Annotated in this window: 16 protein-coding genes and 1 riboswitch; of the genes, 6 read left to right on the top strand and 10 right to left on the bottom strand. The window is 72.3% G+C overall.

The genetic code is table 11. The features are described from left to right. The first annotated feature begins 303 nt into the window (after window positions 1–303). Entirely contained in the window at window positions 304–1,134 is an 831-nt protein-coding gene (locus ACH4DZ_RS09785; protein ID WP_398286473.1) for a hypothetical protein, read from the top strand. Between the two features lie 52 nt (window positions 1,135–1,186). Here ACH4DZ_RS09785 and ACH4DZ_RS09780 read toward each other — a convergent pair whose 3' ends face one another. Then, window positions 1,187–3,388 carry a DUF6350 family protein gene (locus tag ACH4DZ_RS09780; protein WP_398286472.1) on the bottom strand — a complete coding sequence of 734 codons (2,202 nt, stop codon included), beginning with the start codon at window positions 3,386–3,388 and terminating at the stop codon, window positions 1,187–1,189. Window positions 3,389–3,485: 97 nt separating this feature from the next. Here ACH4DZ_RS09780 and ACH4DZ_RS09775 point away from each other — a divergent pair, with 97 nt between their 5' ends. Beyond that, the gene (locus ACH4DZ_RS09775; RefSeq protein ID WP_398286471.1) at window positions 3,486–4,316 is read left to right on the top strand and encodes an RNA polymerase subunit sigma-70; all 831 of its coding nucleotides are present in this window, start codon (window positions 3,486–3,488) and stop codon (window positions 4,314–4,316) included. 90 nt (window positions 4,317–4,406) lie between these two features. Here the strand turns inward: ACH4DZ_RS09775 and sucD are convergent, their stop codons facing one another. The 7 genes from sucD to ACH4DZ_RS09740 all read right to left on the bottom strand — a co-directional run bounded on the left by sucD (window position 4,407) and on the right by ACH4DZ_RS09740 (window position 13,658). Continuing rightward, the gene (gene sucD, locus ACH4DZ_RS09770) at window positions 4,407–5,291 is read right to left on the bottom strand and encodes a succinate--CoA ligase subunit alpha (RefSeq protein ID WP_107015729.1); all 885 of its coding nucleotides are present in this window, start codon (window positions 5,289–5,291) and stop codon (window positions 4,407–4,409) included. 21 nt (window positions 5,292–5,312) lie between these two features. Continuing rightward, a complete protein-coding gene (gene sucC, locus ACH4DZ_RS09765; RefSeq protein WP_398286470.1) occupies window positions 5,313–6,491 on the bottom strand; it encodes an ADP-forming succinate--CoA ligase subunit beta in 1,179 nt (392 codons plus the stop codon). Between the two features lie 457 nt (window positions 6,492–6,948). After that, window positions 6,949–7,233, bottom strand: coding sequence for a hypothetical protein (locus ACH4DZ_RS09760; protein ID WP_398286469.1), 285 nt, complete (start codon window positions 7,231–7,233; stop codon window positions 6,949–6,951). Between the two features lie 283 nt (window positions 7,234–7,516). Beyond that, window positions 7,517–8,521, bottom strand: coding sequence for a hypothetical protein (locus ACH4DZ_RS09755; protein WP_398286468.1), 1,005 nt, complete (start codon window positions 8,519–8,521; stop codon window positions 7,517–7,519). A 285-nt stretch (window positions 8,522–8,806) separates the two neighbouring features. Continuing rightward, on the bottom strand, window positions 8,807–10,075 hold the full coding sequence (locus ACH4DZ_RS09750) for a vWA domain-containing protein (protein ID WP_398286467.1): 1,269 nt from the start codon (window positions 10,073–10,075) through the stop codon (window positions 8,807–8,809). Further along, a complete protein-coding gene (locus ACH4DZ_RS09745) occupies window positions 10,072–12,513 on the bottom strand; it encodes a DUF5682 family protein (protein WP_398286465.1) in 2,442 nt (813 codons plus the stop codon). Before ACH4DZ_RS09745 ends, ACH4DZ_RS09750 begins: the two co-directional genes overlap by 4 nt. After that, window positions 12,510–13,658: an AAA family ATPase gene (locus ACH4DZ_RS09740; RefSeq protein ID WP_398286463.1), complete on the bottom strand. Its 1,149-nt coding sequence runs from the start codon at window positions 13,656–13,658 to the stop codon at window positions 12,510–12,512. The genes ACH4DZ_RS09745 and ACH4DZ_RS09740 overlap by 4 nt, the downstream gene beginning before the upstream one ends. Before the next feature lie 134 nt (window positions 13,659–13,792). Here ACH4DZ_RS09740 and ACH4DZ_RS09735 point away from each other — a divergent pair, with 134 nt between their 5' ends. After that, window positions 13,793–15,145, top strand: coding sequence for an SWIM zinc finger family protein (locus tag ACH4DZ_RS09735; protein ID WP_398286462.1), 1,353 nt, complete (start codon window positions 13,793–13,795; stop codon window positions 15,143–15,145). Window positions 15,146–15,221: 76 nt separating this feature from the next. Then, window positions 15,222–16,880, top strand: a complete 1,659-nt coding sequence (locus tag ACH4DZ_RS09730) for a DUF5691 domain-containing protein (RefSeq protein ID WP_398286461.1) — start codon at window positions 15,222–15,224, stop codon at window positions 16,878–16,880. Between the two features lie 182 nt (window positions 16,881–17,062). On the opposite strand, the gene ACH4DZ_RS09725 is transcribed toward ACH4DZ_RS09730, so the two are convergent. Next, window positions 17,063–17,473 (bottom strand): cobalamin B12-binding domain-containing protein, encoded by a 411-nt coding sequence (locus tag ACH4DZ_RS09725; RefSeq protein WP_189769631.1) that lies wholly within the window; start codon window positions 17,471–17,473, stop codon window positions 17,063–17,065. A gap of 568 nt (window positions 17,474–18,041) precedes the next feature. Here ACH4DZ_RS09725 and ACH4DZ_RS09720 point away from each other — a divergent pair. Both ACH4DZ_RS09720 and ACH4DZ_RS09715 read left to right on the top strand, forming a co-directional pair. Then, the gene (locus tag ACH4DZ_RS09720; RefSeq protein ID WP_398286460.1) at window positions 18,042–18,947 is read left to right on the top strand and encodes a lipase family alpha/beta hydrolase; all 906 of its coding nucleotides are present in this window, start codon (window positions 18,042–18,044) and stop codon (window positions 18,945–18,947) included. A gap of 266 nt (window positions 18,948–19,213) precedes the next feature. After that, complete coding sequence (locus ACH4DZ_RS09715; protein ID WP_398286459.1) at window positions 19,214–20,917, top strand: M23 family metallopeptidase; 1,704 nt, start codon at window positions 19,214–19,216, stop codon at window positions 20,915–20,917. An 85-nt stretch (window positions 20,918–21,002) separates the two neighbouring features. Here the strand turns inward: ACH4DZ_RS09715 and ACH4DZ_RS09710 are convergent, their stop codons facing one another. After that, window positions 21,003–23,633, bottom strand: a complete 2,631-nt coding sequence (locus ACH4DZ_RS09710) for an ATP-dependent DNA helicase (RefSeq protein WP_398286457.1) — start codon at window positions 23,631–23,633, stop codon at window positions 21,003–21,005. A 571-nt stretch (window positions 23,634–24,204) separates the two neighbouring features. Continuing rightward, window positions 24,205–24,379, top strand: a riboswitch (cyclic di-AMP (ydaO/yuaA leader). Window positions 24,380–24,383: the final 4 nt, after the last annotated feature.

The following is a 24,383-nucleotide window of genomic DNA, read 5'->3' as shown; positions in this document are numbered from 1 at the left end:
GCGCCCCCGGATACGGGGAAGTCTACGAAGCGGCCGACCGCCAGCAACGATACCGGCACACCGGGCGGCCCCCACGGGACGGGGGCGCGGCCGGAAGGTAGCGTCTGGGGAGGAACCACCCCCGGAAGACGGTCCGCGCAGGGGAACGCCTTTCGCGCACGGGACGTTGACCAGGGACAGGTACAGGTACGAATGTCCGGGAAGTGAGCCCCGGAGGCGTAGCCGACTCTGTGGACAGCTGCCCGCCGGTCACCAGCGCCGAACACCACCGCCCGACACCACCAAGGGGAAGACGCACACCTGATGCCGGACCGAAGTCTCCGACGCCCTCCGCTCCTGCTGCGCGAGCGGCGCTCCTCTCCCACTCCACCGCGGGAGAGCGACGACGTGCCCGAGAACGGGCAGGGCTCCGGCACCCCGGACTCCGGGCAGCGGCCCGAGCCGCCCAGTGCGCCGGGAAGCCCCTCGGACGACAACCCCTTCGCCCCGCCGCCGGAGGGCACCCCCGACCGGCCGTGGCAGCCGCGGCGGCCCGCGGGCGGCCGTAGTCAGGACGGCAGGGGCGGCCAGGACGACGGCAGCTCCCCCTGGGGCAGCCAGTGGAGCGACCGGCAGCCGGGGCCCGCGCAGGGCGGCCGTTTCGGTGACAAACCGGGCTCCGGCAACTCGGGCGGTCCCGGTGGCGGCCAGGGCGGTCCCGAAGGGTCCGGCGGGCCGGGCGCGGGGACGCGCTGGGACCCGACCGACCCCGCGCAACGGCGCGCCCGGTACGCGCTGCTGTCCGGCATGTGGGCGTTCTTCTTCGCCCTCTTCAGCTGGCCGTACATGGCGTTGCTGCTCGGCGCGCTGGCCCTGTACTGGTCGATCAGCGCCCTGCGCGCCGAGCCGCGCTCGGCGGACCCGGACACCCCGGCGCCGGTCGGCCAGGGCTCCAAGCCCCAGAAGACCGCGGCGATCAGCGGCCTCGTCACGGCGTCCCTGGCGCTCGCCATGGTCGCGATGACGTTCACGGCACAGCTCGTGTACCGCGACTACTACACCTGTGTGAACGACTCCCTCACCAACACGGCGGAGAAGTCCTGCGACACCCTGCTGCCGGACGAGCTGCAGGGGTTCCTGGGCACCCGCGACTGACCCGGGGGCCGGGCCGGGTTCAGTCGGCCCCCGGTCGGCCGACAGTCGGCCGTCAGTCCGGGGGGTCGACCCGGTCGACGGGGGTGGACGCCTGCTTCAGCGCCGCCCAGCGGGTCTCGCGTGAGACGTCGTCGTGCCAGCCGTCTTGCCGGTCGTCTTGCCAGAGGGACCCGTAGGGGTCGGGGGGCGGCAGGAAGTCGTAGGGCTCGAAGTCGGGATCGGGGGCCGTACGGCCCGTACGGGTGCCGGTGGTCGTACCGGGCTCCCCCGCCGCCCGCCGCCCGCGCCGGAACCGCGAGAACCAGCGGGTTCGCGAGGACGACTCCGGTTCGGCGGAGCCGGAGGGATCCCTGAGCGAGGGTGGGGGCACGGGCGTGGATTTGGGCGTAGGCGTGGGCTCCACCGGAGGTACGGGCGAGGTCGGAGGGCTCTGCGGCTCTTGAACGGGCGGCGCCTGGCCGGACGGCACCTGGCCGGACGGCACCTGGGCCGCCGGGCTCGGAGACCCGTTCGCCGGAGCCGCCGGAGGCTCGTGGACCAGGAACTCGTAGATCGAGTGCTCCCCGGTCGCCCGCTCCCCGGCCGGCTGTCCCTCGACCGACTGTCCCTCGACCGACTGTCCCTCGGACGCCTGCCCCTCGGACGCCTGCCCGTCGGCGGGCTGCACATCGGTGGACTGCCCCTCCTTGGACTGCCCATGGTCTCGTGCGCGCAGAGCCCAGAGGCCCCGTACGCGGAGGCCCCGCACGCGGAGGTTCCGTACCCGAGGTCCGCGTACCCCACGTCCGCGTACGCGGAAGCCCCGTACCCGGAGCGCCCGGCCTCGCAGGCCACCCGGGTCCGCGGCGCGTACACGCGGTGCCCGGGTCCGGGGCTCGCGCAGGCGCCAGGAGCGCAGGGCCAGGCCCGTCGGCAGGCCCACCACCGCGATCCAGAACGCCGCGGCCGGCCCCGTCTGCCACCAGACAGGGCCGAAGTCGGCGAGCGCGGCCACCCCGAGGGGCCCGCCCGCCAGGGCCGCGAGCACCGCGAGGGCCAGGCCGCACAGGGCCGCCGCGAGCGCCAGTGCCCCGGCGGTACGTCCGGCCGACCAGGCCGCCGCGCGCCGGGCGGCAGCCGAAGCAGCGTCCTCTCCCCCGCCCGCACCCTTGCGGGCCGGCACCCCCGCCCCGACCGTGAACCACGCCACCACCACGCCGGCCACCAGGGGCACGGCTCCCGCCGCCCAGTTCGGCGCCGTCCCGGGGCCAGCGTCCGGAAGAGCCGCCAGCAGGGGGAAGGGCGGCAGCCGCGAGCCGGGGTCCGACAGCAACGGCCCCGCCGCATGCCCGGTCCCGAGCGCGAACCCGGGACCGAGCGCGTACGCGGCCCCCCACACCGCCGCGTTCGGGACGAGGGCCAGTGCCAGGAGCAGCACCGCGAACCGGCCCGACCAACTGTCCGTGAGCTGCAGGAACGACAGTCGCGCCGGCCCTCCGTGCCACACCAGCGAGACCCCGACGAGCACCGCCCCGCCGCCGACGAGCACCGCGGCCCCGGCGGCGGCGGCACGTACGGCGGCCAGGAGCCGCGACCCGGCTTCGAAAGACGTGACGGACGCCAGGCGAAGGGTGTCGAGAGCGTGGCGCAGAGACCGTGGCAGCGGCCCGAGCGGTCGCCCGTACGCCGTCCAGACGCCCGCGCCCGCCGCGGTCACCGCGAGCAGCGGCGGCCACAGGACGACGGACGTCCACGACGGGCCCGGTTCGCCGCCCGAGGCGTACACCGCGGCGGCGGCGCCGACCGTCAGATAGCCCGTGACGGTTCCCGCCCACGCCGCGCGAACGGCGGACGACGAACCCCCGGACCCGTCGCCGTCGGCCGGCTTGCCGTCCGCCGCGTCGCGCGCCGCGCGGTGCAGCAGCCACACGGGCAGCGCGACCAGGAGCAGGGGAGTCACACCAATGGGTGCGGGTACGCCGGACAGCGTGTCCGTGCGGACGAGTTCGGCACCGTGCGCCAGCAGCCACAGCGCGGCGGCGACGTGCAGGGCCCCGTCGGGACCGCTGTCCGGGTAGGGCGAACTGATCCACAGGACCGTCACGAGGACGGCGAGCGCCGCCAGCCCAAGGCCGGCGGCGAGCACGCCGCCGGCCAGGCCCGCGGCCAGTCCGGGCGACCGTTCGCGCAGCCGGGCGAGCGGCGGCGGCAACGACGGGCTGCGGTCCGGGCTGCGATCGGGGCTGCGGTCGGTCATCTGGGTCACGCCCGCCATGCTCCCAACGACACGCGCTTTCCCGTCGTAACAGGCGAACCTCGGATGTGTCGCCCAATATATGTTTTATGTACTTTTACGTACGAAAGGGTGCCCGGTGACGCAGACCGCTGCCCCCGCCGCCACCGACCTGACGCCCGATCAGGCCTTCGACGCCCTCTACGCGTACGCCGCCCCCGCCCTCGTACGGCAGGCGTATCTGCTCACCGGACGGCGTGAGCTGGCGCGGGAGTCCGTCGAGCGGGCCTTCCAACTGGCGTGGCAGCGTTGGCCCGAGGTGGCGGTCGACCGGGATCCGGCGGGCTGGGTGCGGGCGGCGGCGTACGAGTACGCGATGTCCCCCTGGCACCGGCTGCGACTGCGCCACCGGGCCCCGGAGCCGCCGCCGGCCGCCCTGGACGACCGCCGGCTGTTGTCGACACTGCTGAACCTGCCGCCCGTGTACCGGCGGACCCTGCTCCTCTACGACGGTGTCGGGATCGGGCTGGCGGAGACCGCGGCCGAGACGGAGGCGAGCACTCCGGCGGCGGCGAACCGGCTGCTGTACGCGCGCGCGACCGTCGCCCGGCGCCTCCCCGAACTGGCGGAGAAGGGGGAACTGCGACGGCGGCTCAAGGAGCTCGGCGGCACGGAACGGCTGCGGACCACCCCGAAGCCCGTCGTCGTGCGCTCGGGCAGCGAGCGCCGGGCCCGCCGCTGGACCCGCGCGGCCATCGCCTTCACGGTCCTGATCGTCGGTTCCACCGCGTTCACGCTGCACACGGCCCCCGACCACTACGAGGCACCGCAGGCCCCGGCCACGAAGGTGCCCGGAGTTCCGCCGCGTTCCGGCCCCGCCCCGCTGTCGGCGCGGGACCTGGAGCTGCGCGCCAAGCTGCGCGGCATGTTCGGCGAGGGCCCGGAGAGGCTGCTGCCGCAGCTCCGCTGAACTGCCGGGCCACCCGGCAACGCGGACGGGCCCGCACCCCGGGTGGGGGTGCGGGCCCGTCGGCGTACCGGCGAACAGTGAACCGGCGGGTCAGCCGGCCAGGATGGCGCGGGCCAGCTTCGCCGTCTCGGTCGGCGTCTTGCCGACCTTGACACCGGCGGCCTCAAGGGCCTCCTTCTTGGCGGCGGCCGTGCCGGAGGAGCCGGAGACGATGGCGCCGGCATGGCCCATGGTCTTGCCCTCGGGCGCGGTGAAGCCCGCGACGTAGCCGACGACCGGCTTCGTCACGTTCTTCGCGATGTAGTCCGCCGCACGCTCCTCGGCGTCGCCGCCGATCTCACCGATCATGACGATCAGGTCGGTGTCGGGGTCGGCCTCGAACGCGGCGAGCGCGTCGATGTGCGTCGTACCGATGACCGGGTCGCCACCGATGCCGACGGCCGACGAGAAGCCGATGTCACGCAGCTCGTACATCATCTGGTACGTCAGCGTGCCGGACTTCGAGACCAGGCCGATGCGGCCCGGCTTCGTGATGTCGCCCGGGATGATGCCGGCGTTGGACTGGCCCGGGGTGATGAGACCGGGGCAGTTCGGGCCGATGATGCGGGTTTTGTTGCCCTTCGACTTCGCGTACGCCCAGAAGGCGGCGGAGTCGTGGACGGCGATGCCCTCGGTGATGACGACCGCGAGGGGGATCTCGGCGTCGATGGCCTCGACGACGGCGGCCTTGGAGAAGGCCGGCGGCACGAAGAGGACGGACACGTTGGCGCCCGTCTTCTCGATGGCCTCGGCGACCGTGCCGAAGACGGGGATGTCGGTGCCGTCGAAGTCGACCGACGTGCCGGCCTTGCGCGGGTTCACACCGCCGACGATGTTCGTACCGTCGGCGAGCATCAGCTTGGTGTGCTTCATGCCCGTGGCACCGGTCATGCCCTGGACGATGACCTTGCTGTCCTTGTTGAGGAAGATAGCCATGGCTGTTCTGTCCCTCGTCCCTTACTTCGCGGCCGCGAGCTCGGCGGCCTTGTCGGCCGCGCCGTCCATGGTGTCCACGCGCTGCACCAGCGGGTGGTTGGCGTCGGAGAGGATCTTGCGACCCAGCTCGGCGTTGTTGCCGTCGAGACGCACGACCAGCGGCTTGCTGACCTCCTCGCCCTTGTCGGCGAGCAGCTGCAGCGCCTGGACGATGCCGTTGGCGACCTCGTCACAGGCGGTGATGCCACCGAAGACGTTGACGAAGACGGACTTGACGTCCGGGTCGCCGAGGATGATCTCCAGGCCGTTCGCCATGACCGCGGCGGAGGCGCCGCCGCCGATGTCGAGGAAGTTGGCCGGCTTCACGCCGCCGTGGGCCTCACCGGCGTACGCGACGACGTCGAGGGTGCTCATGACGAGACCCGCGCCGTTGCCGATGATGCCGACCTCGCCGTCGAGCTTGACGTAGTTGAGGTTCTTCGCCTTGGCGGCGGCCTCCAGCGGGTTGGCCGACTCCTTGTCCTCAAGAGCGGCGTGGTCCGCCTGGCGGAACTCGGCGTTCTCGTCCAGGGAGACCTTCCCGTCCAGCGCCAGCACGGCGCCGGAGGCGACCTTGGCGAGGGGGTTGACCTCCAGGAGGAGCGCGTCCTCCGCGACGAAGGTCTCCCACAGGGTCACGAGGATCTCGGCGACCTTCTCGGCCACCTCGGCCGGGAACTTCGCCAGGGCCACGATCTCGCGGGCCTTCTCGATCGAAACGCCCTCGACGGCGTCGACCGGGACCTTCGCGAGGGCCTCGGGGGTCTTCTCCGCGACCTCCTCGATGTCCATGCCGCCCTGTACGGACGCCATGGCGAGGAAGGTGCGGTTCGTGCGGTCGAGGAGGTACGAGACGTAGTACTCCTCAAGAATCTCCGGGGCCGTCTCGGCGATCATCACCTTGTGGACCGTGTGGCCCTTGATGTCCATGCCGAGAATGTCCGTCGCACGAGCGACGGCCTCGTCCGGGGTGCCGGCCAGCTTCACGCCGCCGGCCTTGCCGCGGCCACCGACCTTGACCTGCGCCTTGACGACGGACTTGCCGCCAAGTCGCTCGGTCGCCGCGCGCGCCCCTTCAGGCGTGTCGATGACTTCACCGGCCAGCACCGGTACACCGTGCTTGGCGAAGAGGTCCCTCGCCTGGTACTCGAACAGGTCCACGCGCGTCCGTCCCTATCAGGTAATTCGCGGTTCGTTGTCTGCGTGGGCGTGCCGCGAGGGCAACGTGACTGCGCGGTCACAAGGAGGGCGTGAGCACGGTGGCCGACACGCGGCATGTCCGTCTCGCAGGTTATCTCCGCCGACCGTGGGGTCGTAAATCGCAGATCACACCTGGGCGGTGATTACGGTCACAGATTGCCAGAGTAAAGGGCCTCACCAGGCTGGGGTTTGCCTGGTGAGGCCCCGCGAACAGCCCCTGGATCCGGTTCCAGGGGCGTGAGCCGGCGGTCCTCACCCCAATGAGGACCACCGGCCCGGACCGCGGGGTCGTGCCCGGACGGACCGAACGGATTTCGGCCGTACGGGCCTGCGCCCTGCGGAGTCGGATGCGGTGCGGAGGCCTTTCGGAGGGCTGCCGTACGGCGGGCCTTCGGGCCCGGCCGTACGACGGGGGTGGTCAGATGCCGTACGAGGAACCGCCTCGCCCGGGCGGCGGACGGCTCGGCGTGACGGACTCGGCCATGTCCTGGACGGCGGTGGGCCCGGCGGCTCCGGTCAGGTGACGGGCGACGGAACCGGTCCGGCCGGCCGCCTCGGTCGCGACCGGGGCCGCCTCTCCGGCCTCGCCGCCCACGCCGTACGCGAACGGCCGGATGTCGCCCGTCACGCCGTACGCGAGCGTCGTGGCGCTGCCGCCCACTCCGTCCACGACGGAGTGGACGTACCGCACGGCGGTCTCCACGACCGGCCGCACCGCATCACCGGCGCCCTCGGTGAACGGGCCGACCCGGCCGCCACTCCGTACGCGGTCGGCGGTACCTCGGCCAGGGTTTGCTTGCGCATGCGTACGTCAGATCCTTCGGATACCGAGAGTTCGGGAGGGCTGCGGGGCGCGGGACGTCTGCGGGACGTCTGGTCCGGGGGGCTGTACTGCCGGGAGGGTTGCCGCACCGACATCTACGCCCGGGACGGGCGCACTCTTCGGGCAGGCGGACAGACCTGTTCGGCGGAGGGAAAGGCCGGCTCTAGCCGGGGAACGCCGGAATGTCCCGGTGCCGGTCCCGCGGCCCGGCGGCGGTGACGTCCGCGGCGGCGCCGGGCACCAGCGTCGGCCGGGCCCTCTCGTCCAGAGTGACGGCCTGCGCGTCGCCGTGCCGCGGCGACCCGTTGTCGACCGCGGAATGATGTGCCAGCGCACCCGTGGGGCCACCGTCGGGCACCTGGTGCACGGGCGCCTGCACGGCACCCGTCACCTGGGTGGTGCGGGCGCTCCCGGCGTGCTTCTGGGGGCGCACGCCGTCACCGGCCGCCGCGAGGCCACCGGCGAACCGCGGCCCGTACACCGTCGCGCCGCTCTCGCCGCTTTCGCCGCTCGACTGCTTCTCGGCTGCCTGCTGCTGGTCCGAAGCCCCGCCGGGCCGGCCCGAAGCCCTGCCTGGCTGCTGCGGCTCCGCCGCCGAACCGGTCGGGAGGGTCTGGCCGGGAACCGCGGGCAACGGCAGCACCGGCGACTCCGGCAGCCCGGGAACACCGGGCAGCGTGGGCAGTTGCGGCACCGACGGCCACCACTGCGGCGGCGCCGGCCGCTCGACGACTCGCCCGCCCATCCCGTCGACTATCTCGTCAGCTACCTCGTCGGCTATTCCGTCGGTGATCTGATCCACCAGATCCCCGACGGGCTGGACGACGTGCTCGGTGACCGGCGGTATGACGAGCTCGGTGACCGGCCGTACGACGTGCTCGGTGACAAGGGCCTTCTCGGTCGCCGGCCGTGCGACGCCTTGGACTTCGTCGGTCAGGGGCCGCGAGTCCGGGTCCGGCGACTGCTCGCCGGTCCCCTTTCGCGGCGTACCCGCCGTCAACCGCTCGGCCGAACTCGTCACCGAACGGACCAGCTCAGCAGGCTTCTTGGCCGGTCCGACACCGTCCGCGGCGTGCGCCCGCTCCCCGCAGAGAAGCCCCAGCACGAACAACCCGCCCACCAGCAGCACCACTCGCAGCGCACGCCGCCCCGCCGCTCCACGCGTCACACGCAGATCGGTACCGGGCAGTACGACTGACAGGGCCAAGGCGGGCAGAGCCTCCCGTGCGGAGGGACAGGACGGAGCGGGTGCGCCGACGTCATGGTGTGAAGCGGCGTGGGGTGAAGCGGCGTGGGGCGCGGCCGCAAGGCTGCACGCCCCCAAGGCCCGCCGATCCTCGCACGGGACTCCCGAGGTAGCGCAAGTCCTCTGTTACCGATGGATACTCATGTCCGCTTTTTCCATCGCCCTCCTCCCCCGCCTTCCCTCCGCCGTCTCCTTTCTCCGCCGTCCCTACCGCGCCGGACTGCCGGTGTCCGGTATCGGCAGCGGGCGCTTCTCGATCGCCGCCGCCATCACCTCCGGAAAGAGGTCGGGCGTACAGGCGAACGCCGGCGCGCCCAGCCCCGCCAAGGCCGCCGCGTGTTCACGGTCGTACGCCGGGGCCCCCTCGTCGGACAGCGCGAGCAACGTCACGAACTGCACCCCCGACGCCTTCATCGCGGCGACCCGCTTCAGCATCTCGTTCCGGATGCCCCCTTCGTAGAGGTCGCTGATGAGCACGACCACGGTGTCGGCGGGACGCGTGATCTGCGACTGGCAGTACGCGAGGGCCCTGTTGATGTCCGTGCCGCCGCCGAGCTGCGTGCCGAAGAGGACGTCGACCGGGTCGTCGAGCTGGTCGGTGAGATCGACGACCGCCGTGTCGAAGACGACGAGCCGGGTGTCGATCGACCGCATCGAGGCGAGGACCGCGCCGAACACCGACGCGTACACGACCGACGCCGCCATCGAACCCGACTGGTCGATACAGAGGACGACCTCCTTCTTCACCGACTGCGAGGCACGTCCGTAGCCGATGAGCCGCTCGGGCACGATCGTGCGGTACTCGGGCAGATAGTGCTTGAGGTTGGCCGCGATGGTGCGGTTCCAGTCGATGTCGTGGTGGCGCGGCCGGCTGATACGCGCACTGCGGTCCAGGGCCCCCGTGAGGGTCGCCCGGATGCGGGTCGCGAGCCGCTTCTCCAGGTCCTCGACCACTTTGCGTACGACCGCCCGTGCCGTTTCCTTGGTCGTCTCGGGCATCACCTTGTTCAGGGACAGCAGGGTGCCGACCAGATGGACGTCGGCCTCCACGGCCTCCAGCATCTCCGGTTCCAGGAGCAGGGTGGACAGGCCGAGGCGGTCGATGGCGTCCCGCTGCATGACCTGGACGACGGAGGACGGGAAGTACGTCCGGATGTCGCCCAGCCACCGGGCGACGGACGGCGCGGACGCCCCGAGCCCCGCCGAACGCTCCTGTCCCGCCCGCGGCCTGCCGCCCTTCCCCCTCCCGTACAGCGCACCGAGTGCCCCGTCCATCGCGGCGTCCTGCCCAGCGAGCGCGCAGCCCGTACCGTCCGCGTCCTCTCCGCCGAGCACGAGCCGCCAGCGCCGGAGCCGCTCGTCGGTGGCACCGTCCTGATCGGTCGCCCCGGTCCGGTCGGTTACCTCGGCCCGGTCGGTCACCCCGGTCCGGTCGGTCTGGTCCGCCGTTCCCGCGTTCACAGCTCCCGTACTCATCGGCCCGCCTCCACAAGGTCGTTGTCCCCGAGATCACTGCGATCACTGCGATCAGCGCGATCACTGACATCGCCGTCGACCTCGTCCAGCCCCAGCAGCAGGCGCAGCACCGGCAGTACGGCGCCGGCGCGGGCCTCGTCCAGGTCGGGTCCGAAGCCGGGTGTCCCGGCGACGGTGTCCGCGACACCGCCGCGCGGACCCGGCCCGCGCCGGACCAGTTCGCCGAGGGTGCGGCGCACTCCGGGCTCGTACTCCGAGAACGTGCGCCGCAGCAGCGGGAGTACGTCCGTGAACGCGTCCCCCGGCACACCGGTCAGCCAGGAGTCGACCAGGCCGAGCAGCCGCTCGTCGTGCACGAGCAGCATGCCGCCCCCCGAGCCGCCGCCGACGAACCCCTCGATCCATGCCGCCGCGTCACCGGGTGCGGTCCCCGGTGACAGGACGAGTCCCATGAGCCGGGCCGCCTCCTCCTGCCCCAGCTCCCCGTCGTCCAGCAGCAACCGGACGGCCCGCCCCCGCACGACCCCCGGAACGGTGTCCCGCGCGCAGAGCGTGCCCAGTACGGAGTGCCACCGGCCGCGTATGCCGGCCCGGGAGTCGTCCGTGCCTTCCTCGGCCCCCTCGGCCCCCTCGGCCAGCAGTCCCACCGCGCCGTGCACCGCGTCGACGTGGCCTCGCATCTCCTCGGCGGCGTCCGCGTCGAGGGCGGCGCAGGCCGGGGGCAGCCCGACGAAGACCCGCTCCGCGAGCCCGGCGGCGACCTCGGCCAGGGCCTGGGTGCCCGTGCCGCGTACGTCCCCGTAGCGCAGGGAACGGACGAGGGCGGGCAGCGCCTGGGCGAGGTGGCCGACGTCGGCGTCCAGGGCGGCCCGGTCGGCGAGGATCCGCATGACCACGGGGAGGGCGTCCGGGAGTTCGGCGAGGAGGCAGCGCTCGGCGAGGCCCGTGACCTCGGCCAGGGACCGGGCGCCCACCGCGTCCGTCTCGGCCTTGGCGGTCGCGGCGGCGATCACCGTCGTACCCCACACCCCCGCCTCGGCGACGCGCACCGCGAGCTCCGGCTCCCAGTGCAGCCGCCATGTCTCCCGGAACGTACCCGTGCTGCCGCGTGACGCGACCGGCTCTCCCCACCCGACGCCGAGGAGGCGCAGCCGGTGCAGCAGTCTGCTGCGTCCGCCGTCGGTCTCCTTGCGCAGGTCGAGCTCCAGCTCTCTGTCCTGCGCCTCCGGCTTGAGCCGCAGCCGTCGCTGGAGCCGTGCGAGGTCGCGCTGGAGCGGGACGGCGGGCGCCGTCGCGGGTACCTCTCCCAGTACGTCGCCGACGACGAGCCGGTCGTGCACGAGCGCGAGCGGGGCGTCCGAGCCCTCGCACATCACGGCCCGTACGGCGTCGGTGGTCTCGGTGAGGCCCGGCAGGGGGCGGCCCCGCATGGCCGCGAGTGTGTCGGCGAGCCGCACCGCCTCGATGACGTGCGCGGGGGACACGGGTTGGTCCTCGTCCCGCAGCAGCCGGGCCACCTTCGTCATCCAGCGCTCTATGGGACGGTCGGCGGCGGTGAACAGATGCCCGTACCAGCCGGGCGAGTCGATGCCCGCTCCGTATCCACTTCTCCGCGAGAGCCGCCGGTGGGTCCAGGGCACCCAGGTCATGTCGGCCTTCACCTTGGGCAGTCCCTTGAGCAGGGCCCGGTCGGCGGCGACGGTGGTCCGCTGCCGCAGCGCGGGAACGTGCCAGGCGCCGCACACCACGGCCACGTCGTCCTCGAACTCCCGCTGGGCCGCCCGCACCTGCAGCCGCATGTACGCCTCGCGCACGAGATCCCGGTCGTGTCCCCCCGTCCCGTAGACCTCCCGCAGCGCCTCCATGGCCTCGCCGAGCACCTCGAACGGTGCGAACGCGTCCCCTTCGCGCGCCCCGCGGTGCTCGATCACGTCCTCCCACCAGCGCTCGGGGTCGTCGTATCCGGCGGTCTCGGCGAGCACGGCGAGCGGGTCGACCCGCACGGCCCGGCCGGGTTCGGAACGGGCCCCGTCCGGCTCCCCCTCCTCGACCCCCTCCCCCTCTTCCCTCTTCTCCCGGGCGAGCGTGTGGGTGGCCGGGAGGTCGATGAAGCGGGCCGGCACCTCGTGCTCCAGGGCCCAGCGGATGGCCACCCACTCCGGCGAGAACTCGGCGAGCGGCCAGAACGCCGACCGTCCCGGCTCGTCCACGACATGCGCTAGGAGCGCGACGGGCGGCCGCATGTCCTCGTCGGCGGCGAGCGCGATCAACGCGTCGGCCTCCGGCGGCCCTTCGAGGAGCACCACGCGCGGGCGCGCCGCGTCGAGTGCCGCCCGTACGGCCCGCGCCGAACCGGGCCCGTGGTGGCGCACCCCGAGCAGCAGAGGCCCGGGCGGCCGGCGGACCCCGGCCTCGCTCCCCGCGGCGTATCCGCTCACGCGCTCACCTCCCGGCACGCCCGGTAGAAGTCCTTCCAGCCGTCGCGCTCGCGGACGACCGCCTCCAGGTACTCCTGCCAGATGACACGGTCGGCCGCCGGGTCGCGGACGACGGCGCCGAGGATGCCCGCCGCCACATCGCCCGCGCGCAGGACGCCGTCCCCGAAGTGGGCGGCCAGGGCGAGGCCGCTGGTGACGACGGAGATCGCCTCGGCGGTGGACAGCGTGCCGCTGGGCGACTTGAGCTTCGTACGCCCGTCGGCCGTGACGCCGTCGCGCAGCTCGCGGAAGACGGTGACGACGCGGCGGATCTCGTCGATGCCGTCGGGCACGGCGGGCAGGTCCAGGGAGCGGCCGATCTGGTCGACGCGGCGCGAGACGATGTCGACCTCGGCGTCGGCGCTCTCGGGCAGGGGCAGGACCACCGTGTTGAAGCGGCGGCGCAGGGCGCTCGACAGGTCGTTCACCCCGCGGTCGCGGTCGTTGGCCGTCGCGATGAGGTTGAAGCCCCGGACGGCCTGAACCTCCGAGCCCAGCTCCGGGATGGGCAGGTTCTTCTCCGACAGGATCGTGATGAGTGTGTCCTGTACGTCGGCGGGGATGCGGGTCAGTTCCTCGACCCGTGCCGTCATCCCCTCGGCCATGGCCCGCATGACCGGGCTGGGCACCAGGGCGTCCCGGCTCGGGCCGTGCGCGAGCAGTTGCGCGTAGTTCCAGCCGTAGCGGATCGCCTCCTCCGGTGTGCCGGCCGTGCCCTGCACGAGAAGGGTGGAGTCGCCGCTGACCGCCGCGGCCAGATGCTCGGACACCCACGTCTTCGCCGTGCCGGGTACGCCGAGCAGGAGCAGCGCCCGGTCGGTGGCGAGGGTGGTCACGGCCACTTCGACGATGCGCCGCGGCCCCACGTACTTCGGCGTGATCACCGTGCCGTCCGGCAGCGTGCCGCCCAGCAGATACGTCGCGACGGCCCACGGTGACATCCGCCAGCGGGCGGGCCGCGGGCGGTCGTCCTGCGCGGCCAGCGCGGCCAGCTCGGAGGCGAACGCGTCCTCGGCGTGCGGCCGCAACTCCTCACCCCTGTCCGGCGCGGACAGGGACGGGTGGTGGTTCGGGTCGACGAACGTCGGGTCGACGGACACGGACATGGAGCGGTCCCCCTTGCGGCTCGGCCGGTTCGGATCTGGTACCACCGTGCACCACGCCACTGACAATCGACTCTGACCTGCGCAAACGCATCCGTCACAGGCGATTGTCAGTGGCGGGATCTACCTTCGTTCACATGACTCAGCAGGGGGTGCGCTGGACTGCGGATCAGGTGCTGGCACTGGCGCCTGACACCGCGTCACGCAAGGCGGGCAGCAAGCTCGGCGTGGCCGGGCCGTGGTCGGAGGCGGGCAGTTCCGAGGAGGGGACGGTATGGGGCCTGTGCAGGGGAAGCGGCAGCAAGCCGTACCGGACGGTGATCGACGTCGCGGACGCCACCGGGCCCGCGTACAAGTGCAGTTGTCCGAGCCGGAAGTTCCCGTGCAAGCACGCGCTGGGGCTGCTGCTGCTCTGGGCCGGCGAGGACGGCGCGGCGCCGCGGGGGCAGGCGCCGGACTGGGCGGACGAGTGGATCGAGGGCAGGAGGAAACGCGCGGACGACAAGCGGGCGGAGGGCGCGGCCGGTTCGCCGTCCGCGGGTGATCCGGAGGCGGCGCGGCGCAGGGCGGAGCGGCGGGCCGAGTGGATCACCGCGGGGGCCTCGGAGCTGGAGCAGCGGCTGACCGATCTGCTGCGGGGCGGTCTGGCCTCGGCGGAACAGCGGGGATACGGGCTGTGGGAGGAGACCGCGGCCCGCATGGTCGACGCGCAGGCGCCGGGACTCGCCGCGCGTGTGCGGGAGTTGGGGGCGATACCGTCGTCGGGGCCCGGTTGGCCGGTGCGGCTGCTGGAGGAGTGCGCGCTGCTCCACCTCCTCGACCAGGGGTGGCTGCGCCGTGCCGCGCTGCCCAACGGGCTGGCCGCGACGGTCCGTTCCCGGATCGGGCTGCCCGGCTCGGCGGACGGCCCGCCGGTGCGTGACCGGTGGCTGGTCCTGTCCCAGTACGACACCGCGGACAGCCGCCTCACCACCCGCCGCGTCTGGCTGTACGGGGCCGGGTCGGGGCGCACGGCCCTGCTCCTTTCCTACGGGGCCGCCGGGCGCGCACCGGAGCTGACGTTGCCCGTCGGGCTGACGCTGGACGCGGAGCTGTCCGCGTATCCGGGTGCGGGGCAGTTGCGGGCGGCGCTGGGCGAGCGGTTCGCCGCTCCGGCGCCCACGGAGTTCCGGCCGCCCGGGGTGGATGTGGCTCGGGCCGTTGCCCAGTACGGCGAGGCACTGCGGGACGACCCGTGGCTCGAATCGCGGCCCGTGACACTCGCCCGCGTCATACCGACTCCGGACGGCGACGACTGGCAGCTGGCGGACGCCGACGGAGAGCTCGCCCTGCCGCTCACTCCGGCCGCTCGGTCCCGTTCCGGTCTGTGGCGCCTGGTCGCCCTCTCCGGCGGCGCTCCGGTGACGGTCTTCGGAGAGTGCGGCCACCGCGGCTTCTCCCCTCTCACGGCCTGGCCGGAGGGTCCGGGCGAGGCGGTGACCCTGTGCTGACGGCACCGCTGCTGACGGCACCGCGCTCCAGTCTTCCCCCCTCCCTTACGACTCGCTCCCTCCGAAAGGGACACCCATGACCAGCACCTCTGTACCTGTACCTGTCTCTGGCCCTTCCCCCACTCCCGTTTCAACGGGCGCGTCCACCGGGAGCCACTGGGAGGAGCTCGTGACCGTGGCGCTGCTGGGGACCACGCGGCGTACGCCGTCGGGGGTCACGTCCCGGCGCGACGCACCGACGGCATTGCTGGACGCGGCGGCCGTGGAGACCGTGCGGAGACGGGCCGGGATGCGGCCGGGCCGGGCGGCGGCCCGGGTCGAGCCCGCAGCGGAGGATTCCCGTCCCGCGCTGCCGCCGGCGGCGGCGCGCCGGCTGACGATGCTGCTCGCCGACCGGCCGGGGGCGGGGAGCGGTGGCCGCCGGGGAACGGCCCCCGACCTCATGGAGCTGCTGCCGCAGTGGCTCGCCACGGCGAACCGGCAGGGTTTCACGGCTCCTCCCCAGGCACTGCCCGCTCTGCTGGACGCGGCCCGGGGGCGTACGGACATCCGGCCGGCGGTGCTGGCGTTCGCGGGGCCGCGCGCACTGTGGCTGGCCCGGCTGAACGCGGACTGGCGGTTCGCGCTGCGGGCGGCGCCGGGCGGCGGTGCCGTACTGCCCGGGCCCGGGGAGCCGGAGCGGGTGCGCGCGTTGTGGGAGGAGGGGCTGTTCGCGGAGCGGGTCGCGCTCCTGTCGGCGGTCCGGGCGCGGGACGCGGGGGCCGCGCGGGACCTGCTCGCCGGGACGTGGGCGTCGGAGCGGGCCGAAGACCGGTTGATGTTCCTCGACTCGTTGCGGACGGGGCTGTGCGCGGCGGACGAGCCTTTCCTGGAGCGGGCGTTGGCCGACCGGAGCCGCAATGTGCGGGCCACCGCGGCGGAGCTGCTGTCCGCGCTGCCCGACTCGGCGCTCGCCGGGCGGATGGCGGAGCGGGCCGGGTCCTGCGTCGCGGTCGACCATACGCTCGGCGCGCCGACGACGGTGGTGGAGGCGCCGCACGAGTGCGATGCCGGCATGGAGCGCGACGGCGTGGTGTCCAAGGCTCCGGCCGGCCGGGGCGAACGGTCGTGGTGGCTCGGACAGTTGGTGGAGGCCGCCCCGCTCGGCACCTGGTCGCGGCGGCTCGGGGGACGCACGCCGGAGGAGATCGTGGCGCTGCCCGTGGCCGACGACTGGCAGGACGAACTGCATGCCGCGTGGTGCCGGGCGGCGGTGCGGCAGCGCGATCCTTCCTGGTCCAGAGCGCTGCTGGGGACACCGGCGGCGCCGGAGGCGGGCGGGCCGGGGGCGGTCTCCCTGGCCGAGCGGGCGAAGCTGCTCGGCGTCCTGGGTGCCGAGGAGCGGGCCGAATGGGTGGCGGGATTCATCTCCGTGCACGGACTGTCGGAGGCGTTTCAGCTGCTCGGGGTGTGCGCGGTGCCCTGGGCCGGCCCATTGGGGCGGGCGGTGGTGGACGCGCTCAACATCGCGCGGGACGCGGGGAGTTATCCATGGAGTTTCAGCGGGGTCATGGGGCTGGCCGAACGCTGTCTGGACCCGGCGGAGGCGGGCCGCCTGGAAGCGCTCACAGCCGTCCCCGACGAATCGGAGAACGCGGCTCCGGGCGCCGGAGGCTACTGGGCCGAGTCCTTCCAACGCCTGGTCACCACACTGCGCCTACGAGCAGCAATCCAAACGGAACTCACCCACCCGTAAACCCCGCCCCCAGGCTCGCGGGGAACCGCGCGACCAGCCACCACGCACCCGAACCCGCACCAAACCCACTCACCCACACCCCCACTACCAAGGGGCGCGGGGAACTGCGCAACAAGCCACAACCGACCCGCACCCAGCCACGTACACTGAGCCCCCCGACCCCCTGCCAACCCGGCGGAGCCCTAAACGGGCTGGCGCACGTTGGCCCGCACCCAGTCCACGATCGCCGTAGTCGTGGCCCCGGGCGTGAAGATCTCCGCGACGCCCTTCTCCTTGAGCGGCGCGATGTCCGCCTCGGGGATGATCCCGCCGCCGAACACCTTGATGTCCGCGGCGTCGCGCTCCTTCAGGAGCTCGATGACCGCGGCGAACAGCGTGTTGTGCGCGCCGGACAGGATGGACAGCCCGATGGCGTCGGCATCCTCCTGGATCGCCGTGCCCACGATTTGCTCGGGCGTCTGGTGGAGGCCGGTATAGATGACCTCCATACCAGCGTCCCGCAGCGCCCGCGCGATCACCTTCGCCCCGCGATCGTGTCCGTCGAGCCCCGGTTTGGCCACCACCACGCGGATCGGACCGGTTGCCACACCCATCACTGCCTCCATGAACCGACTACACCGATCTGCAGAGATCTGTTTCGACCAGCGACGGTCGCCATACCTGCACCTGCACGGCTACCGGTCTCGGTACCCGTACCGACTGACAGCACCAGCCGACCGCGACGGCGACCTGTCACCACCGCGCCCATCCCAAGCACGCATCTCAGACATGCCCGGCACAGCCGCCCCGCACCGCACGGTCCGGGGATGTGAACGAACGTTATCTCCACCATCCCGCAACCGGCAGTTTCGCGGTGCAGACCGAGGGGGAAATCACACGGTGGGACAAGTTCGCAGCGCATCGATCCCGCACACCGCGACACACGGTTCGCACCCGGGACGGGCGCAAGGGAAACCGCTACGAGGGCTCCGCACCTCCGCGCCGTCAGCCGCGCGACGGGGTGGTGCGGCGCATCGGCGATCGCACGGCGACGGGGCACCCCGTCGCTCCACCGGCGTCACCCACGCCGCACGTGCGCCGGCGCCGTCCTCACCCATCGGCTTCCCACGAGGGCACACGGGGGACAGAGGGGTCCTGCCGTGCGCCGACGGGAGGTCGGCCATGAAGGTCACCAGGGCACTGCTGCCCCTTCTTCCACTGTGCCAACGCCTGCTTCCCACCAGACTGGCCGGGCTCTCACTGACCCTGCTGAAGGCGACGGCCCTGGAGATCGCGATCCTCGCCGGGCATTTCGTCCTCTACCCCTCCGGCATCACCCCGGAGCGCCGCCGGTCCCCGATCCCGACCCGATCCCTGGCCGACCTGCCCGACCCCGACCTCGGCACGGACGGCACCGCCGACACCGCCCGGCTGCCCACCCCTGACAAGCCCCCGGTCGTCCTGCTGCACGGCTTCATAGACAACCGCTCGGTCTTCGTGCTGCTGCGCCGCTCCCTGGCCCAGCACGGCCGACAGCAGATCGAGTCGCTCAACTACTCTCCGCTGACCTGTGACATACGGGCCGCCGCCGAGTTGCTCGGCCGGCACATCGAGGAGATCTGCGAGCGCACCGGCCGCCGGCAGGTGGACATCGTCGGGCACAGCCTCGGCGGGCTGATCGCACGCTATTACGTGCAGCGCCTGGGCGGTGACGTCCGCGTCCGGACGCTGGTCACCCTCGGCACACCGCACGCGGGCACCCGCGTCGTGCCGCTGATGAACGCGCACCCGATCATCCGGCAGATGCGCCCGGGCTCCGGGGTACTGGAAGAGCTGCGCGAGCCTGCCCCGCACTGCCGTACGCGCTTCGTGAGTTTCTGGAGCGACCTAGACCAGCTGATGGACCCGCTGGAGACGGCGTGCATCGAGCACCCGGATCTGCTCGCGCAGAACGTTCGCGTGAGCGGAATCGGACATCTCGCCCTGCCGGTGCACCCGGCGGTCGCGGCCGGCATACGCGAGGCCCTGGATGTCGAGGAGGAAACCGCCCGCGCCACCGCCCACACCGGCGGCCTGACGGTGGCGTAACGGAGAGGGCCTGCCCGTGGGCCCGGACCCGCTCAGAGCAACGGAAAGCCGCCTAAGCGGAAGCCGAGTTCGGCTTCGGAGACGTCGTTTATTCGAACGTTCATCGAACGCAAGGCCAAAGCTCTGCCCATCCTCCGCCGAAAGGCATCCGAATGCCCCTTTCCCGCGAGGAGGAAACCTGCTGAAGATTGTCGCGCCCGCATACCGCCGGGTACAGTCGCCGCACTGCTCTGCCAGCCCCTGTTGTCGAGGCGAAAGAGAAGTTGGTGAACGACCGTCACCCGTCGGGGACCGTAACTCCCCCGGCTCCGGCTCCCGAGGCCGCCGCGGCGCATTACGCGTCCCATGGCCAGCAAGGGGCCCAGCACGGCGACTTCACCACGTACGACGGATATCCCGCCACCGGTTTCGACCCGGTCGCCACCGGCTCGTACGGCACGACAGGTGGTTACGACATGACGGGCGCCTACGCGACGACCACATTCGACACCGACCCCCTCTTCGGCGATCTGCCCGGCAACGGAAGCGGAACCGACGGGAGCGGCGGCGGAACGGGTTCGTACGGCACCACGGCCGGGGCGTCCCACAGCGGTAACTGGACTGATTCCACCGGCAGTCAGCAGGCACTGAACTACGACCCGTACGCGGCCCGGCACCACGCCGCCTACGAGACCGGCAGCTACGACACGGGCGGTGTCTGGCCGGATGCCGGTTATCAGCAGCTCGGCGAGATCCCCCCGCAGGCCGCGAGCCCCGACGGCACCGGGCAGTGGGACGCGAACGCCTGGCACCAGGCCGAACAGGCCGACCCCACCCAGCAGTGGACGGCGCCGACCTTCGAGACGGGCACGTACGACGCCACGGCGTGGAACTCGGACGGCGGCGAGCAGCCCCAGTCCCACACCCAGCTCCACCCGCAGGCGCAGCACGAGTCGTACGACCAGCAGGACGCGTACGACCAGCGGGAAGCGTTCCACCAGCAGGCCACCGCCACGTTCGAGCAGGTGCCGTTCGAGGAACAGGTCACCGCGCAGAGCGAGTTCGAACACTCCGGCCATACCGATGCCGACGCCCTCGCCGACGCGGACCCCGACTCTCACGCTCGTACCCATGATCACGATCACGCCGACGACGAGCCCGAACTGCTCGACGGCGTCGAGGAGATCACTCCCGTCGCCGCCGGCGCGCCGGCCACCCCGCCCGGGTCCCGCGCGGCGGGCCGTTCCGCTTCCCGGTCGCGTCGCCGCACACCGCCCAAGCGCTCCGCGCTGCTGACGATCGCCGTACCGTCGGCGTGTGTGATGGGTGTCGCCGGCATCGCCGCCGCGTCCGTGACCGGTGGCGACGGCGGAGACGATGTCCAGACGACGGCCGCCGCGCCCGATACGAGCGTCGTGAAACCGTCGGTCGCGAACAACAAGCTGGACGCCCAGCTCGAAAGCCTTTCCGCCGACGCGGACGACTTCGCGGACCGGGCGAGCCGCACGCAGGAACGTATCGACTTGAAGGCCGAGCAGGCCGCCGAGAAGCAGAAGGCGGCGGCCGACGCGGCCCGCAAGGAGCGGCTGCGTCCGAAGTTCGCGCTGCCGGTCGCGCGGCACGGGCTCAGCGCTTACTACGGTCAGGCCGGTATCAACTGGATGTCCGTGCACACCGGTATCGACTTCCCGGTCTCGTACGGCACGACGGTGATGGCCGCGACGGACGGAACCGTCCGTACGCAGTGGAACAGCGCCTACGGAAACATGATCATCGTGACGGCCAAGGACGGTACGGAGACCTGGTACTGCCATCTCTCCACGTACAAGGTCGCCTCGGGAGCGGTGGTCAAGGCCGGCGACCCGATCGCGTACTCCGGCAACTCCGGCAACTCCACCGGCCCGCACCTCCACTTCGAGGTGCGCCCCGGCGGCGGTTCGGCGATCGACCCGCTCCCGTGGCTGCGCAGCCACGGCATCGACCCCACCTAGGGCCTGCGAGCACCTGCTCAAAGGGGTCCGGGACCGGCGGAAGCCACCCGGTCGGCGGCCCCACCCCTGCTCCCAGTCCCGCTGCCTACAGCTTCTCCACCGGCGCGTACCGCAGCAGCAGGCGCTTCGGCTTCTCTCCGCCGAAGTCGACCGTCGCCTCCGAGTTCGCCCCCATGCCCTTCACTCCGACCACCGTGCCGAGGCCGAACTGGTCATGGGTGACCCGGTCTCCGACCGCCAGCGACACCACCGGCTTCTCCGCGGCACCACGCCGCGTCGCGAAGCCGGACGCGCCCGACGCCGCCGAGCGCGAACGGGAGGAGGACAGGGAGGCCGCCACGCCGCCGACCGGACCGGAGGCGACCGCCCCCATCGAACCCGTGCGCTTCCAGTCCAGATGCGCCTCGGGGATCTCCTCCAGGAAGCGGGACGGCGGGTTGTACGAGGGCTGCCCCCACGCGCTGCGCATCGACGCCCGCGTCAGGTAGAGCCGCTCTCGCGCGCGGGTGATGCCGACGTACGCGAGGCGCCGCTCCTCCTCCAGCTCCTTGGTCTGGCCGAGGGCGCGCATGTGCGGGAACACGCCGTCCTCCATGCCGGTCAGGAAGACGACCGGGAATTCCAGGCCCTTGGCGGTGTGCAGGGTCATGAGGGTGATGACCCCGGAGCCGTCCTCGTCCTCGTCGGGGATCTGGTCGGAGTCGGCGACCAGGGCCACCCGCTCCAGGAAGGCTGCGAGCCCGGTCGGCGTACCGCCCTCGCCCTCACCCTCGGCTTCACCCTCACCCTCACCCTCACCCTCGCCCTCGTTCGCGCCCGTACCCGTGTCCGCGCCCGTACCCGCGCCCTCGACGCCGGCCGCCTCCTGCTCGAACTCCAGCGCCACGGAGGCGAGTTCCTGGAGGTTCTCGATGCGGGTCTCGTCCTGGGGGTCGGTGGAGGCCTGCAACTCCGCGAGATAGCCGGTGCGTTCGAGGATCGCCTCCACGACGGTCGCGGGGCCCGCGCCGGACTCGACGATCGTCCGGAGGTCCTCCATCAGCGTGTTGAACCGCTTGACGGCGTTCGTCGAGCGGGCGGCCATGCCGTACGCCTCGTCGACGCGGCGCAGCGCCTGCGGGAAACTGATCTTCTCGCGCTGGGAGAGCGCGTCGATCATCGCCTCGGCGCGGTCGCCGATGCCGCGCTTGGGCACGTTCAGAATGCGGCGCAGCGGTACGGAGTCCTCCGGGTTCGCGAGCACCCGCAGGTACGCGAGGACGTCCCTGACCTCCTTGCGCTCGTAGAAGCGGACGCCGCCGACGACCTTGTAGGGCAGGCCGACCCGGATGAAGATCTCTTCGAAGACACGGGACTGGGCGTTCGTACGGTAGAAGACGGCGACGTCGCCTGCCTTCGCGTCGCCCGCGTCGGTGAGGCGGTCTATCTCCTCGGCGACGAACTGCGCCTCGTCGTGCTCGGTGTCGGCGACATAGCCGGTGATGCGCGCGCCCGCGCCCGCGTTCGTCCACAGGTTCTTCGGGCGGCGCGATTCGTTGCGCTCGATGACCGCGTTGGCGGCGGTCAGGATCGTCTGCGTGGAGCGGTAGTTCTGCTCCAGCAGGATCGTCGTCGCGTTCGGGTAGTCCTCCTCGAACTGGAGGATGTTGCGGATGGTCGCGCCACGGAAGGCGTAGATCGACTGGTCGGCGTCACCGACGACGCACAGCTCGGCCGGCGGGAGGTCGCCCTCCCCCGGCGGTACGTCCTCGGGGTGCGCCACGGGGTCCGTGGCGCTGCCGACGAGCTCCCTGACGAGGGAGTACTGCGCGTGGTTCGTGTCCTGGTACTCGTCCACGAGGACGTGCCGGAAGCGGCGGCGGTAGTGCTCGGCGACGTCCGGGAAGGCGCGGAGGAGGTTGACCGTCGTCATGATCAGGTCGTCGAAGTCCAGCGCGTTCGCCTCGCGCAGCCGCGACTGGTACATCGCGTAGGCCTGGGCGGCGGTCTTCTCGAAGCCGTCGGAGGCCTGGGCGGCGAAGTCCTCCTCGTCGATCAGCTCGTTCTTCAGGTTCGAGATCTTGGCGCTGAAGGACTTCGGCGGGAAGCGCTTGGGATCGAGGTCCAGGTCACGGCAGACCAGGGCCATGAGCCGCTTGCTGTCGGCGGCGTCGTAGATCGAGAAGGACGACGTGAAGCCGAGCTTCTTGCTCTCCCTGCGCAGGATCCGCACGCAGGCGCTGTGGAAGGTCATCACCCACATGGCGTTCGCCCGCGGGCCCACGAGCTGCTCGACGCGCTCCTTCATCTCGCCCGCGGCCTTGTTCGTGAAGGTGATCGCGAGGATCTGGCCGGGGTGCACCTTGCGCTCGCCCAGCAGGTGCGCGATGCGGTGGGTGAGCACACGGGTCTTGCCGGAGCCGGCGCCGGCCACGATGAGCAGGGGTGAGCCGTGGTGGACCACCGCCGCGCGCTGGTTCTCGTTCAGCCCGTCCAGGAGCGCGGCCGGGTCCACGAGCGGCCGGGGGGCGCCGTCGCGGTAGTAGCCTCCCCCAGTCCCGGCTCCGCCCGCCCCGGGGGATCCCCCTCTGCTCGGGGGCACGTCGAAGCGCCCGCCGAACAGGTCGTCCGGACCGTGGTCCGGCGCCTCGTCCTCGGGCGGCGGCGGGGGCTCTTCCTCGTGGGCCCGGGAGGGCTTGAGGTCCGCCAGGAAGCTGTCATCAAAGAGGCTGCTCATTGCTCTCCGAGTCTAGGCGCCCCCACTGACACCCGGCCGCCACCCCGGAAACTCGACGGAATCCCGGCGGGTTGCCGGCGGCTTCCCGGCGGATTGCCGACGGGCTCCCGGCGGATTGCCGGCGGATTACCGGCCGGGCGACCGAGGCGGGCCCTCACCCGCGATGAGCACGTCACTACACACGGTGGCCGTCGCGGTGGCGATACGGCGCGTGGCGATACCGCCACGGGGCGCCGACTTCGCCCCGCATCTGAACCGCGCGTGGACGACCTCCGTACAACCGTGCGGAGACAGGGCGCACCTGCACACCACCTGCCGGAGGTAATTGCCGAGCCGACCGGAACCGGCCCGTCGGCGCGGGCGCCGCTCCGCGCCTCGGCCACTCCGCTCCCGCGCCCCCTCCGGGACAACTCGGAGCAGATCACGACCAATTGACGTCAGTGGATGGCATTCGTGGCCCAGGTCACGAAAATGTATCGGGCATATCGCACATCAAACTTCACAGGCGCCACACGTATTGGCTAACTTTCGCGTAGGCCGCTCGACCCGCACCGGCGAACAACGCCGGGCCGAGCGGGCTCCGCCGAATCCGGCATGCCCTCGCGGCCTCCGGAACCGGGGACCCAACCGATCCTGGGGTGAATCGGTCCGCCCTCCCTCGCGGGAACAAGGACCGTAGGGCAAACCTTCCGAAGCATTCGCCCGAACCCGACAGCTAACTCGGTAGGCGGATGACGGAAGGAGACGCCC

This window comes from Streptomyces sp. NPDC017991 (assembly GCF_044328075.1).
Classification (GTDB): Bacteria; Actinomycetota; Actinomycetes; order Streptomycetales; family Streptomycetaceae; genus Streptomyces.
The sequence above is the reverse complement of the archived record's forward strand: the minus strand, read 5'-3'. Positions and strand labels throughout refer to the sequence as shown.